Genomic DNA, 14,013 nt, shown 5'->3' on the forward strand with positions numbered 1-14,013 from the left:
TGGCGTGAATCACCCGATCCACCGCTCACAGGAGGGCTACCTGCCGGTAGATTCAGTGCTCCCTGAACGATCAAGTCTGAAACTTGTTCTAGATTACCGTCCCGAAGTAATCTCGCGGGAACGTGCTGGAAGAAGGGGGCCGAGAGTGACCCATGAGGCCATGGAGGCAGGCCTCCACGCGGGCTCGGCCGCCGACGCCGACCGACCGCTGCGCATCGCGCTCCTCACCTATAAAGGGAACCCGTTCTGCGGCGGCCAGGGTGTCTACGTACGTCACCTCTCGCGCGAGCTCGCCCGGCTGGGCCACCACGTCGAGGTGATCGGCTCGCAGCCCTACCCGGTGCTCGACGAGGGCGAGGACCTGGAGGGGCTCTCCCTCACCGAGCTGCCCAGTCTCGACCTGTACCGCTCACCCGACCCCTTTCGTACGCCCGGGCGCGACGAGTTCCGCGACTGGATCGACGCGGTCGAGGTCGGCACGATGTGGACCGGGGGCTTCCCCGAGCCGCTGACGTTCTCGCTGCGCGCCCGCCGCCATCTGCGCGCCCGGCGCGGCGACTTCGACGTCGTGCACGACAACCAGACCCTGGGGTACGGGCTGCTGGGTGACGTGGGCGCACCGCTGGTCACCACCATCCACCACCCCATCACCGTGGACCGGCAGTTGGAGCTGGACGCCGCCGGGAGCCGCCGCAAGCGGGCGTCCGTCCGCCGCTGGTACGCGTTCACGCGGATGCAGAAGCGCGTCGCGCGCCGCCTGGCGTCCGTGCTCACCGTCTCCGGCACGTCCCGCCAGGAGATCGTCGACCATCTCGGCGTACGCGACGAGCGGATCCACGTCGTGCACATCGGGGCCGACGCCGACCTCTTCTCGCCCGATCCGTCCGTGCCGAAGGTGCCGGGCCGGATCGTCACGACCTCCAGCGCCGACGTCCCCCTCAAGGGGCTCGTCTTCCTCGTCGAGGCGCTCGCCAAGGTCCGTACCGAGCACCCCGCCGCCCACCTCGTGGTCGTCGGCAGGCGCGCCGAGGACGGGCCGGTCGCCCAGCTCATCGAGCGGTACGGGCTCGAAGACGCCGTCGAGTTCGTGAAGGGCATCTCGGACGCGGAACTCGTCGACCTCGTACGGTCCGCCGAGGTGGCCTGCGTGCCTTCCCTGTACGAGGGTTTCTCGCTGCCCGCCGCCGAGGCGATGGCCACCGGTACGCCCCTGGTCGCCACCACCGGTGGAGCCATCCCCGAGGTCGCGGGACCCGACGGCGAGACCTGCCTGGCCGTGCCGCCCGGTGACGCGGGGGCGCTGGCCGTCGCGCTGAGCAGGGTGTTGGGCGATCCCGGGCTGCGTGAGCGACTCGGCTCGGCCGGGCGGGCACGCGTACTGGAGAAGTTCACCTGGGCCCGCGCCGCGGAGGGCACGGTGGCCCGCTACCGCGAGGCGATCGCCGAGGCCCGTCGCTCCGCGACGGGGTCGAACAGCCGCTCCACGGCCCGACAGGAGGCGGAGCAGGCCCCCGCCGTCGGCCCGCCGGCGGCAACCGAAGGCAGCCGCTCCGCGGCCCCCCAGGGGGCGGCCCCCGCCGCCACCCCCGTGGACACCCCTCACCGTGAAAGCAGGACCACGTGCTGACCGTCGACTTCTCCCGGTTTCCGCTTGCCCCGGGGGACCGTGTGCTGGATCTCGGGTGCGGGGCCGGACGCCACGCCTTCGAGTGCTACCGGCGCGGCGCCCAGGTCGTCGCGCTGGACCAGAACGGCGAGGAGATCCGCGAGGTCGCCAAGTGGTTCGCCGCGATGAAGGAGGCGGGCGAGGCACCCGAGGGCGCCACCGCCACCGCGATGGAGGGCGACGCGCTGCGGCTGCCCTTCCCCGACGAGTCGTTCGACGTCGTCATCATCTCCGAGGTGATGGAGCACATCCCGGACGACAAGGGCGTGCTCGCCGAGATGGTCCGCGTGCTCAGGCCCGGCGGGCGCATAGCGATCACCGTGCCGCGCTACGGGCCCGAGAAGGTCTGCTGGTCGCTGTCGGACGCGTACCACGAGGTCGAGGGCGGTCACATCCGCATCTACAAGGCGGACGAACTGCTCGGCAAGATCCGCGAGGCGGGCCTGCGGCCGTACGGCACGCACCACGCCCACGCGCTGCACAGCCCCTACTGGTGGCTCAAGTGCGCGTTCGGCGTCGACAACGACAAGGCGCTGCCGGTACGGGCGTACCACAAGCTCCTCGTCTGGGACATCATGAAGAAGCCCCTCGCGACCCGGGTCGCCGAACAGGCGCTCAACCCGCTGATCGGCAAGAGCTTCGTGGCGTACGCGACCAAGCCCCACCTGCCCGCGGCCACCCTCACGGACGCTTCGTGACGACTCCGCGCACCGAACACCTCGTCCTGACAGGGGTGCTCACCGCGGAAGAGGCCGCGCAGACCGTCCGGGGCATCCTGGCCGTACAGCGCGCGGACGGCGCCATCCCGTGGTTCCGCGGCCATCACCTCGACCCGTGGGACCACACCGAGGCCGCCATGGCCCTGGACGCGGCCGGCGAGCACGAGGCCGCCGCCCGCGCGTACGAGTGGCTGGCCCGGCACCAGAACGAGGACGGCTCCTGGTACGCGGCCTACGCCGACGGGGACGCCGCCGACGTCACCGACCGCGGACGCGAGACGAACTTCTGCGCGTACATCGCCGTCGGCGTCTGGCACCACTACCTGGCGACCGGCGACGACACCTTCCTCGACCGGATGTGGCCCGTGGTGTTCGCCGCGGTCGAGTTCGTGCTGGCGCTCCAGCGGCCCGGCGGGCAGATCGGCTGGAAGCGCGAGGACGACGGCCGGGCCGTCGAGGACGCGCTGCTGACCGGGAGCTCGTCCGTCCACCACGCGCTGCGCTGCGCGCTCGCCATCGCCGAGGAACGCGAAGAACCGCAGCCCGACTGGGAGTTGGCGGTGGGCGCGCTGCGCCACGCGATCCGCCGGCACCCCGAGCGGTTCCTCGACAAGGACCGCTACTCGATGGACTGGTACTACCCGGTGCTGGGCGGCGCGCTCACCGGCGCCGAGGCGAAGGAGCGCATCGAGCGGGACTGGGACCGGTTCGTGGTCCCGGATCTCGGCGTGCGCTGCGTGGTGCCCAACCCGTGGGTGACGGGCGGCGAATCGGCCGAACTCGCCCTGGCCCTGTGGGTCGTGGGCGAGTCCGACCGCGCGCTGGAAATACTGCAGTCGATCCAGCACCTGCGCGACCAGGCGACGGGCCTGTACTGGACCGGCTACGTCTTCGACTCACGGGCGATCTGGCCGGAGGAGCTCACCTCGTGGACGGCGGGCTCCCTGCTCCTCGCCGTGGCCGCACTGGGCGGTGACGAGGCGACCTGCGCGGTCTTCGGCGGCGACCGCCTGCCGTTCGGACTGGACCCCGACTGCTGCCGGTAGGGGGTCTGCCGCGTACGCGGCCAGGAGGGGATCAGCTGCGTACGCGATTGGCGATCGCGTGACCGATGAAGAGGTAGACGACGGCTGCGAGGCCGTAGCCCGCGACGACCCGTGCCCACTGCTCGTCGAACGTGAACAGGTCGTGCGACCAGCCGGCGAGCCAGCGTGCGGAGTCATGGATGAACTGGACGAACGAATTGCCCTGGTTGGCGTCCAGTAGGTACATGAGGATCCAGAGGCCCAGGATGAAGGCCATGATGTCGGCAACGATGGCTATGACGCGGCCGGCCGAGTGGGAACCGTTGCGATATCGAGGGGACATGTCATGCGGGTAGCCCTTGAATCCCGTATGAAACCTCGGGCTCTCCTCATGATGGTTCGTCAGCCCTTACTCTGGATCTCAACTGCCGTTCGCCGTGAGGTGGTTCGGCGGTAAGCACGGTCACCGACGATCCTGCCCCACAGTAGGGGGAGACGCCGGTGCCCGCGAACAGAGCCGAGAGACCCGCAGGACCCGCCGCACGATCCGCAGGTTCCGCGAGATCCGAGAGACCCGCCCGGTCCGATCCACCCGCCCCATCCGCACCCTCCGATCCGTCCGTTGGACCGGTGCGACCGGTGGGCCCCGCGGAGGAACCCCGGCTCGCGGTCGGCGGACCCGTCCGCAGCCGGCTGCGCCGCACGCTGGCCCTCGTACTGCCCGTCCCCGTCATCGGCCTCGTCCTGCTCCTGGCCTCCGGCCATCTGACGCTGCCGCTCGACCGGATCGTCACCATCGAGGCGAAGATGGCCTCCAAACGGGACTTCTTCGAGAACCCCGAGGTCCGGCGCATCCTCATGAAGCACGGCTTCCGGGTGCACATCACCCGCATGGGCTCCCGGGACATCGCCACGCAGGACGTCGCCGGGTACGACGTCGTCTTCCCCTCCGGACAGCCCGCCGCGGACCTGATCACCCGCGAACGCGCCGAGGCCGGCCACCCCGCCCTCACCTACCGGCCCTTCGTCAGCCCCATCGTCCTCGCCACGTACCGGGAGTACGCCCGGACGCTGGACGACGCGGACATCGCCAGGCCCCAGCCCGCCGGCACCTCCGGCGGCTCCGCCGAGCCGCTGTACTACACGCTCGACATGGGCAAGTTCCTGCAGCAGACGAAGCAGGGCAGGCGATGGGACGACCTGGGCATCGAGAAGCACGGCGTCCACAACGGCAACAAGATCCTCGCCCAGACCTCGGACGTCTGCGACTCCAACTCCGGCGGCACCTACCTCGGCCTCGTCTCCTTCGTATGGCACGGAAACGACGCCCCCGGCAACGGCAAGGACGCCGACAGATACGCCAAGGACATCAAGGAACTGCTCATCGAACAGGGCCTGCCGGGCTCCGAGCGCGCCGAGACCTACCTGTCCGTGGACGGCAAGAGCATCGCCCCCATCTCGGTGATCTACGAGCACCAGTTCCTGGCCCACCAGATCCGGTACGAGGCCGAGCACGGCAGACCGGACAGCGGGCGCGTCCTGCTCTACCCCTCGACCCGGTTCGTCACCGAACCCCAGCTCGTCGCCCTCACCGGGGACGGCGAACGGCTCGGCGAACTGGTCACCGAGGACCCCGAACTCCAGCACAAGGCGATGGAGTTGGGCTTCCGGGTACGGGACGCCACCAGCGACTCGACCAGCGACCAGCTGGCGGCCTTCCTGGCGGACCGCGGTATCCAGGTGCCGGTCACCTCGGCCGACGACACCAAGGCGGTCCTCCCGCGCCTGCCCCTGCTGGAGCGCATGATCCAGACGGTCGGCGAGTGCCCGCCCGCACAGTCGGCCCGGCGGGACGCCACATGAGGCGCCGCCGGCCGGGCATCCTGACGCTGTGCCTCGCACTCGCCATGACCGCCGCCTGCTCCGCCGACGCCGAGGACCCGACCACCCTGCGGGTCCTCGCCGGACCCGATCTCGCCGTACTGGAGCCGCTGCTCGACGAGTTGAGGTCCGAGACCGGGGTCGAGCTGCAGATGGACTACCGGGCCGACGCCGACACCGGCGAGGCGCTGGCCGCCACCGGAGCCTCCACCACGAAGGACGGTGGCGGTCACGAGGTCGCCTGGCTCTCCACCGACCGCTCCTTCCAACTGCGCCACAAGGCCACCGCCCGGGGGCTGCTGCGCACCCCGACCATGCTCTCGCCGGTCGTCGTCGGCCTGCGCCCGGCCGCGGCACGCGCACTCCACGCCAAGTCACCTGACAGCGAACTCAGTTGGGCCGACCTCGCCGACGCCGCCGCCACCGGGACCGTACGCTTCGGCATGGCCGACCCGCGGCGGACGGGAACCGGCCTCGCCGCACTCGTCGGCGTCGCCACCGCGGCGGCCGGCACCGGCGGCGCCCTGCGCGAGGCCGACGTCTCCTGCGACCGGCTGCGCGGCTTCCGCTCCGGACAGCGGATCACCGCCGCCTCCACCCGCGACCTGCTCGACGACTTCGTCGACCACCCCGGCACGGCGAACGCGCTCATCACCTACGAGTCCGACCTCCTCGCCCTCAACTCCGGCCGCCGGCTGAAGGAGAAGCTGGAGATCGTGCGCCCCAAGGACGGCACGGTCCTCGCCGACTTCCCGCTGCTCCTCCTCGACCCGGGCCGACGGGCCGCCTACGACAAGGTCGTGGAGTGGCTGCGGCAGGACTCCGTACAGCGGAAGATCATGCGGACGGCACTGCGGCGACCGGTGAACCCGTCGGTCGCCAGGGAGGGAGAACTGCGGGCGCAGGTCGGCAACGCGCTCTACTTCCCCGACCGGCCGGACGTCCTGGAACGCCTCCTCGACGACTACGGCGATCCCGCCCACCGCATCGCCGACCAGGTCGTCTTCCTGCTCGACTTCTCCGGCTCGATGCGCGGGAGACGCATGACGGAACTGCGCGAGGCGTTCGCCGACCTCAGCGGCGCGGACGCCTCGGCGACCGGCGCCTTCGCCCGCTTCTACCAGGGCGAGCGGCTCACCGTCGTACGGTTCGGCGGGCAGGTCCTGGAGGAGCGGACCGTCACCGTCCGGGGGCGGCAGGACCTCCGCACCCTCGCCGACGTCGTCACGCGCGGCGGTTACGGCGACGCGACCGCCGTCTGGACCGCGCTCGACCACGGCTACCGGACGGCCTCCGCCGCGCTGGCCGACGAACCCGCACGGTCCGTGTCCATCGTGCTGATGACGGACGGCGAGAACAACGCGGGCATCGCGTACGAGGAGTTCGTACGCCGTTACGAGGCGCGGTCCGCCGAGACCCGTACCGCGGTCCACACCTACCCCGTGCACTTCGGGGAGGCGGACGCCGTGGCCCTCCGGCGCGCCGCCGACAGGACGGGCGGACGCATGGTGGACGCGGACGCGCGGGGATCGTCCCTTTCCGAGGCGTTCAAGGAGATCCGTGGCTGTCGTTGACGCGCAGTGGTGGGGTGTGTGGTGGCCGTGGATGACGGTGTGGCTCGTCACCGCGGCCGGCCTGGTGACGCTCGGGGCGGTGCTGGTGCGGCACGTGCGGGAACGCGGACGCGGACGCGGACGCCTAGGCCGGCGGGGCGTGGGACAGCGGTCCGCGTACAGCGTCTGCTTCTACCTGGACGAGAAGGCTGTGATGGACCTCTACCGGATCGGCAACTACAGCGCGGCGCTGGAACAGGCCGTCGAGCACCGCACCAACGTCAACACCAGCGTGGGGCTGTGGGGCCGGCTGCTGCCGTGGACGGTCAAGGCGAACCGGGATGTCACACAGGAGAAGTTCAGCAGCTACGTGGCCAAGAGTGAGCCGATCTCCGTGATCGGGATGCTGCTGGACGCGTTCGAACAGGCCGATGTCATCGTCCACGCGGACCTGCGCACCGGGGACGTCACTCCGAACCGCGCCCTCGCCGAGGCGCTCGGGGCCGGGGCCGGAGCCGGGGCCGACGGGGGTGGTGTCGCGCTCAGCGACGTCGAGGAGTTCGTCTCGCTCCGGGGGCGCTTCCTGGTGGAGCCGCAGTCGGAATCCGGGACGGCGCAGGGGATCGTACTGCGGGCGCCGTACGGGGATCCGGGTCAGCCCGCGCATGTCAGGGTCACCTGTGCGGCGGGGGGACTCCGCAACGAACGGCTCAACGACGGCACGTTCCAGGCGCGGTGCCTCGGCAAGATGACGGGTTGGCGAGAGGACACCCGAGAGGTCACGCTGGAAGCGATAGCAATATTCCGCTGACGCGATCGCAGTGACCTGCGGGTCCACTGCGGCTGGCCGCGCAGTTCCCCGCGCCCCTTGGGGGGCGGGCGTGCACTGTCGTGTGCGGCTGCGTGGTGGCTGGTCGCGCCGTTCCCCGCGCCCCTGAGGGGGTGGGGGTGTGCTGTCGTCTGCGGGTGCGTCGTGGCTGGCCGCGCCGTTCCCCGCGCCCCTAAAGGGGCCCGCCAGAGGCGCCGATTTTTAGGGGCGCGGGGAACTGCGCGAGCAACCACGACGTACCCGCAGGTGACAGCGCACCGGGCCCGCGGCTTTTAGGGGCGCGGGGAACTGCGCGGGTGAGCATGGCGCGCCCGCAGACGACAGCGTGCCGGGCCTGTGACGAAGCGACCCAGCCCGCGGAGCGGCTAGTTCAGGTCCGCCAGGACTCGTAGTGTGTGGGGGTCCGGGGACAGGAGCAGGAGGTCCGTTATCGGACCCTTGCGCCACAGGTCCAGGCGTTCAGCGATCCGCGCGCGAGGGCCGATCAAAGAGATCTCGTCCGCGAACGCGTCCGGCACGGCCCGCACCGCCTCCTCCCGCCGCCCCGCCAGAAACAACTCCTGCACCCGCCGAGCCTCCTCCTCGAACCCCATCCGCCCCATCAGATCCGCATGGAAGTTCCGGGCGGCATGCCCCATCCCCCCGATGTAGAAGCCGAGCATCGCTTTCACCGGCAGCAACCCCTCGGCGACGTCGTCGCACACCTTCGCGCGGGCCATCGGAGCGACGAGGAACCCCTCGGGCGCCGCGCCCAGCGAAGCTTCGTACACCGCTGTCCGCATCGGCGACCAGTACAGCGGCAGCCAGCCGTCCGCGATCCGCGCCGTCTGGGCGATGTTCTTCGGCCCCTCGGCGCCAAGGAGGACGGGCAGGTCGGATCGGAGCGGGTGCGTGATGGGCTTGAGGGCCTTGCCGAGGCCCGTGCCGTCGCCGCCCCGGTACGGGTGCGAGTGGAAGCGGCCGTCCAGTTCGACGGGCCCCTCGCGCCGCAGGACCTGGCGTACGACGTCGACGTACTCCCGGGTCGCCGTCAGCGGTGACTTCGGGAACGGCCGCCCGTACCAGCCCTCGACGACCTGTGGTCCGGACAGCCCGAGGCCGAGCATCACGCGCCCGCCCGACAGGTGGTCGAGCGTGAGCGCGTGCATCGCCGTCGTGGTGGGGGAGCGGGCCGCCATCTGGGCAACCGCCGTACCCAGTTTGATTCTTGAGGTCTGCGCGGCGATCCAGGTGAGCGGGGTGAAGGCGTCCGAGCCCCAGGACTCGGCGGTCCACACCGAGTCGTAGCCGAGCCGTTCCGCCTCCAGGGCGAGGGGCACATGGTCGGCCGAGGGGCCGTGGCCCCAGTATCCGAGGGCGAGTCCGAGCCGCATACACCACTCCTGACGGTTCGTCAGATGTCATCCGGGCCGGGCCGACTGTACGGGAACGGCCCCCCGCCCGGAAGGGCTCCGAGGAGCACCCTGGGCGGAGGGCCGTGACGGACCGGCGGTGACGGGGTCAGCCGCGCTGGATCCCGGACGTGTCCTGAAGCACACCGCGGCGGCCGTCCTGCGTCTGGGCCACCAGGCTCGGACCGCGCTGCTCGACGGCCAAGTACCACGTACCCGGCGCCAGTTCGGCGATCGGCGTGGGCGAACCGTCCTCCGCGAACAGCGGACGGGCCACCGGCACCGCGAACCAGAACGGGGCGAAGTCCCCGGCGGGCTGCTGCGCCTGCGGGGCCTGCGCCTGGTGGGGCTGCTGCGGCTGGGGCTGACCGGGCTGGGTGCCGAACGGCTGGCCCTGCTGCGGCTGGCCGGGCTGGCCGCCGAAGGACGGGCCGGGCTGCTGGGCGCCCGGGTAGCCGTAACCACCCTGCGGCTGACCGCCGTAGGGCTGCGGAGCGGCCGGCTTCGGGGGCGGCAGGAGCGCGCCCTTGAGGGCCGGGACCAGCGGGGTGGCGATCGCGGCACCGGCGAGCACCAGCGTGGCGATGAAGCTGAGGATGAGGCCCGTGCCGCTGCCGATGGCGTCACTGCCACCGTTGTTGTCGAAGCCGCCGGCCGGGTCGAAGATGTTCCCGAGGGCGCTCCAGGCGGCGAACACCGTGAAGGCGACACCGAACGGGCCGAGTTCGAGACCGGCGACCTTCGGCGCCTGCGGCAGACCGCGGGCGACGACGATCAGCGCGGCGCCGATGATGCCGGCCAGGGTGACGCTCAGGAGAACCGGGCCGCTGCCCCAGGCGTTCGGGATGTCGGCGCTGTCGGGGGCCCCGTCGATCGAGTAGATGTCGAGGAACGACGCGATCAACAGCAGAACCGCTGCTCCGATCACCACGCCGTCGCCCCTAGTGAGGGAGCGGATATTCACTTCAGGTCCTTCGTCAGTCGTCTCGTCATCGGTAGAGGCGTCGCTCCCACCACGTCGCCGTCAGGTCGTGGTGTGCAGCGCAGGGGTGGCCCCTTATCGTAGGGAGGACACTATCGCCCGCCCTACACGGGTGTCCGCCCGGATGTCCCCTCTGATCGCTACCCGCGCAGGAAACTCACGATTCCCTCAGAGATTCCCTCCGCCGCCCTCTGCCGCCACGCGCCGCTGGTCAGCTGCGCGGAGTCCTTGGTGTCGCGCATGTTGCCGCACTCGATGAACACCTTCGGAACCGTTGACAGATTGAGACCGCCGAGGTCTTTGCGCACATCGAGGCCGGTGCCGTCGCCGATGTAGTTGGAGGGCGGTCCGCCGGTGGTGCGCAGGAAACCGCCGGCGATGCGTTCGCCCAGCGCGCGGGACGAGGCCACGATGGGGCGGGTGTCGGCTGCGCCGGAGTGCACCGAGCCCGGCAGGATCACATGGAAGCCGCGGTTGCCGGCCGCCGAGCCGTCCGCGTGGATCGACACGACGGCGTCCGCCCCGGCCTTGTTGCCGATCTCGGCCCGCTCGTCGACGCACGGGCCCCAGGCGCGGTCGCCGTCCTGGGTGAACTTCACCGTGGCGCCCTCCTTCTTGAGGATCGTGCGCAGCCGGTGCGAGACGTCGAGGGTGAACTCGGCCTCGGTGTAACCGGCGTTGGTCGACGTACCCGTCGTGTCGCACTCCTTCCAGTTCGTCCCGATGTTCACCTTGCGGTTGATGTCGGACGGGTGCCGGAAGTTGCCGGGGTTGTGACCGGGGTCGATGACGACGACCTTGCCCTTGAGGGGGCCGGAGCCGGCGGGGTCGGAGGCCGAGGAGTCGGACTCCTCACCGCCGCCCGACTGGCCGGTGCCGCCGCCGGTCTGGTCCTTGCCGTCCTCGGAGGGGCCCGGCAGCTCGGACGAAGGCGCGGATGCGGACGCGGACGCGCCGGCCGAGGCCGACGTCCGCGCCGCCGCCGATCCGTCCCCGTCGTCGGAGCCGCCGGTCGCCTGCCACACCAGCCAGCCCACCAGGGCTCCCGGTACGAGCGCGGCGACCGCGACGGTCAGGGGTCCGCGCAGGGGGTGGCGCGGGGGGCGTGGGGGGCGTGGGGGTTCGAAGTCCGGGCCTACGTATGACACGGCCAACACCTTACGGGTCCGCCGGGCGGTCGGAGTGGAGGGAGGGGGCCGGGGTGGCGCTTCCTCAGATCCCCTTGCCCGTGCGGCGCAGCACCCGCAGGGAGTCCGTCACCGAGACCTCCGTGAACGCGCCCGACTCCAGCGCCCGCAGATACACGCGGTACGGCGCCTGGCCCGTGAACTCGTCCACCGGGTCGGGGAACACGTCGTGGATGAGCAGCAGCCCGCCCTCGGCGACGTGGGGCGCCCAGCCCTCGTAGTCGCCGCTCGCGTGCTCGTCGGTGTGGCCGCCGTCGATGAAGACGAGACCGAGGGGGGAGTTCCAGAAGGCGGCGATCTGCGGGGAGCGGCCGACGACCGCGACCACGTGGTCCTCCAGGCCGGCCCGGTGGAGCGTACGGCGGAAGGTCGGCAGGGTGTCCATGAGGGACAGCTCCGGGTCGACCGTGGAGGGGTCGTGGTACTCCCAGCCGGGCTGCTGTTCCTCGCTGCCGCGGTGGTGGTCCACGGTGATCGCCGTGACACCGGCCTCGCGGGCGGCGTCGGCGAGCAGGATCGTGGACCGGCCGCAGTACGTCCCGACCTCCAGCAGAGGCAGCCCGAGGCGTCCCGCCTCGACGCCGGCCCCGTACAGGGCGAGCCCTTCCTTCATGGGCATGAACCCCTTGGCCCCCTCGAACGCGGCGAGCACTGAGGGGGTGGGGGCCGGGGGCATGGGGTTCCTCCAGGTCTTGTACGTACGGGGGTGTGCGTGCGTGGCCATGCTGCCCCACGCGGCCGCCACCGCCCCGAGAGGGGCGCCCTAAAGGGGCGCGGGGAACGGCGCGGCCAGCCACGACGTACCCGCACCCGAAGGCCTACCCGCCGGGGCCCGCCCCCTAGGGGCGCGAGGAACGGCGCGAGCAACCACGATGTACCCGCACCCGAAGGTCTACCCGCCGGGGCTCGCCCCCTAGGGGCGCGAGGAACGGCGCGAGCAACCACGACGGGCCCGCACCCGAAGGTCTACCCGCCGGGGCCCGCCCCCTGACGGGGCGCCCGGCGCCGCGCGCTACGCCAGTACCGTCGCGCCCGGAAGCGCGAGGTCCATTTCGATGGATCGGTTGTCGCCGGGGTGGCTCGCGCCGGAGGCGAGCGGGCCGTGGCCGCCCGCCGTGACGGCCAGGACGTACGCGCCTGCCGTCGGTACGGCGAGCGCGTACCCGCCGTCGGCCGCGGACAGCGTCGCCCCCGCCTGCCGCCCCCGCCGGTCGATCAGCGTCACCTTGGCCCGAGCGACCGGCTCACCGTCGGAGGTGAGGACCCGGCCGCGGAAACCGGTCGGCGCCGGGCCCGCGGGCGCAGGCTCGGACAGAGGGTCGCTGGAAGCGACCAAGTGCGGCTTCGCCGCGTTCGCCGCCGCCCGTCGCCCCGGCAGGAACGCCGCGAACACCAGCCCGAGCAGCACCGCACCCGTAGCGATCATGAACGACACCCGGAAGCCGTGCATCGTGGGAACGGCGACGCCACCCACCTGGTTCGCGGTGTTCGCCAGGACCATGCCGATCACGGCACTCGACACGGACGTACCGATGGAGCGCATCAACGTGTTGAGCCCGTTGGCCGCCCCGGTCTCGGACGCCGGCACGGCGCCGATGATCAGCGCGGGCAGCGAGGAGTACGCGAGACCGATGCCCGCGCCCAGCACCACCGCGATGATGATGGTCTGCCAGGCGGCGCTCATCAGGCCGAGCCCGGCCCCGTACCCGACCGCGATGATCAGCATGCCGGTCATCAGGGTGACCTTGGGCCCGTACTTGGCGGAGATACGGGCGTACACCGGCGCCGTGAACATCATCGTCAGGCCGAGCGGCGCCACGCACAGACCCGCCACGACCATGGACTGGCCGAGGCCGTAACCGGTCGACGCGGGCAGCTGGAGCAGCTGGGGCAGGACGAGGGAGACGGCGTAGAAGGCGACACCGACCATGATCGAGGCGAGGTTGGTGAAGAGGACGGCAGGGCGGGCCGTGGTGCGCAGGTCCACCAGCGGGGCCTTGATGCGCAGCTCCATCACGCCCCACAGGAGCAGGACGGCCACCGCCGCGCCGAACAGGCCGAGGGTCGTGCCGGACGTCCAGCCCCAGTCGCTGCCCTTGGTGATCGGCAGGAGGAAGAGGACGAGACCTGCGGACAGGCCGAGCGCGCCGAGCACGTCGAAGGTACCCACCGCACGCATCGGCGACTCGGGTACGAAGATCAGGGTGAGCACGATCGAGACGACGCCGAGGCCCGCTGAGCCGAAGAACAGCGCGTGCCAGTCGGCGTGCTGTGCGACCAGCGCCGCGACCGGCAGCGCGAGTCCGCCGCCGACGCCGATCGAGGAGCTCATGAGAGCCATCGCGGAGCCGAGCTTCTCGCGCGGCAGTCCGTCGCGCATCAGGCCGATGCCGAGCGGGATGGCGCCCATCGCGAAGCCCTGCAGGGCCCGGCCGACGATCATCACGAGCAGTTCGCTGGTGAATCCGGCGACGAGGGAGCCCACGACCATGACGGCGAGGCTGGCTATCAGCATGCGCCGCTTGCCGTAGAGGTCACCGAGGCGGCCCATGATCGGCGTGGACACGGCGCCCGCGAGCAGGGTGGAGGTCATGACCCAGGTGGCGTTGCCGGGGGAGGTGCCCAGCAGCTCCGGCAGGTCCTTGATGACCGGCACGAGCAGGGTCTGCATCACCGCGACGACGATGCCCGCGAAGGCCAGTACCGGGACGATTCCGCTGCCGCTCGGCTTTCGGGTGTGCGGATCCGTCGTGGTCCGGGTCATACGTGCGGCCTCCAGA

Annotated in this window: 12 protein-coding genes; 6 read left to right on the forward strand and 6 right to left on the reverse strand. The window is 71.4% G+C overall.

From position 1 onward, the window contains the following. The first annotated feature begins 145 nt into the window (after positions 1–145). The 3 genes from ACFVH5_RS16525 to ACFVH5_RS16535 are packed head-to-tail and all read left to right on the forward strand — an operon-like array spanning position 146 to position 3,431. Positions 146–1,627, forward strand: coding sequence for a glycosyltransferase family 4 protein (locus ACFVH5_RS16525; RefSeq protein ID WP_385834390.1), 1,482 nt, complete (start codon positions 146–148; stop codon positions 1,625–1,627). Next, complete coding sequence (locus ACFVH5_RS16530) at positions 1,621–2,364, forward strand: class I SAM-dependent methyltransferase (RefSeq protein ID WP_107018434.1); 744 nt, start codon at positions 1,621–1,623, stop codon at positions 2,362–2,364. Before ACFVH5_RS16525 ends, ACFVH5_RS16530 begins: the two co-directional genes overlap by 7 nt. Beyond that, entirely contained in the window at positions 2,361–3,431 is a 1,071-nt protein-coding gene (locus ACFVH5_RS16535; protein WP_385834391.1) for a prenyltransferase, read from the forward strand. Before ACFVH5_RS16530 ends, ACFVH5_RS16535 begins: the two co-directional genes overlap by 4 nt. Before the next feature lie 31 nt (positions 3,432–3,462). Here the strand turns inward: ACFVH5_RS16535 and ACFVH5_RS16540 are convergent, their stop codons facing one another. Next, entirely contained in the window at positions 3,463–3,753 is a 291-nt protein-coding gene (locus ACFVH5_RS16540) for a hypothetical protein (RefSeq protein WP_385834392.1), read from the reverse strand. 287 nt (positions 3,754–4,040) lie between these two features. On the opposite strand from ACFVH5_RS16540, the gene ACFVH5_RS16545 reads away from it, so the two are divergent. From ACFVH5_RS16545 to ACFVH5_RS16555, 3 genes are read left to right on the forward strand one after another with little or no spacing between them, the layout of a single operon-like run. Next, positions 4,041–5,273: a hypothetical protein gene (locus ACFVH5_RS16545; RefSeq protein ID WP_385834393.1), complete on the forward strand. Its 1,233-nt coding sequence runs from the start codon at positions 4,041–4,043 to the stop codon at positions 5,271–5,273. Further along, entirely contained in the window at positions 5,270–6,865 is a 1,596-nt protein-coding gene (locus tag ACFVH5_RS16550; RefSeq protein WP_385834394.1) for a substrate-binding domain-containing protein, read from the forward strand. The genes ACFVH5_RS16545 and ACFVH5_RS16550 overlap by 4 nt, the downstream gene beginning before the upstream one ends. Then, complete coding sequence (locus ACFVH5_RS16555; protein WP_385834395.1) at positions 6,852–7,655, forward strand: hypothetical protein; 804 nt, start codon at positions 6,852–6,854, stop codon at positions 7,653–7,655. Before ACFVH5_RS16550 ends, ACFVH5_RS16555 begins: the two co-directional genes overlap by 14 nt. Before the next feature lie 383 nt (positions 7,656–8,038). Here the strand turns inward: ACFVH5_RS16555 and ACFVH5_RS16560 are convergent, their stop codons facing one another. The 5 genes from ACFVH5_RS16560 to ACFVH5_RS16580 all read right to left on the reverse strand — a co-directional run bounded on the left by ACFVH5_RS16560 (position 8,039) and on the right by ACFVH5_RS16580 (position 13,997). Continuing rightward, a complete protein-coding gene (locus ACFVH5_RS16560) occupies positions 8,039–9,046 on the reverse strand; it encodes an LLM class F420-dependent oxidoreductase (RefSeq protein ID WP_385834396.1) in 1,008 nt (335 codons plus the stop codon). A 127-nt stretch (positions 9,047–9,173) separates the two neighbouring features. Continuing rightward, positions 9,174–10,028, reverse strand: coding sequence for a hypothetical protein (locus ACFVH5_RS16565; RefSeq protein WP_385834398.1), 855 nt, complete (start codon positions 10,026–10,028; stop codon positions 9,174–9,176). A gap of 158 nt (positions 10,029–10,186) precedes the next feature. After that, positions 10,187–11,194, reverse strand: a complete 1,008-nt coding sequence (locus ACFVH5_RS16570) for an N-acetylmuramoyl-L-alanine amidase (RefSeq protein WP_385834399.1) — start codon at positions 11,192–11,194, stop codon at positions 10,187–10,189. Between the two features lie 64 nt (positions 11,195–11,258). Further along, positions 11,259–11,909 carry a class I SAM-dependent methyltransferase gene (locus ACFVH5_RS16575; protein ID WP_385834435.1) on the reverse strand — a complete coding sequence of 217 codons (651 nt, stop codon included), beginning with the start codon at positions 11,907–11,909 and terminating at the stop codon, positions 11,259–11,261. A gap of 336 nt (positions 11,910–12,245) precedes the next feature. Then, complete coding sequence (locus ACFVH5_RS16580; RefSeq protein ID WP_385834400.1) at positions 12,246–13,997, reverse strand: MFS transporter; 1,752 nt, start codon at positions 13,995–13,997, stop codon at positions 12,246–12,248. Between the last annotated feature and the right edge of the window lie 16 nt (positions 13,998–14,013).

This window comes from Streptomyces sp. NPDC127119 (assembly GCF_042677425.1).
Lineage (GTDB): Bacteria > Actinomycetota > Actinomycetes > Streptomycetales > Streptomycetaceae > Streptomyces.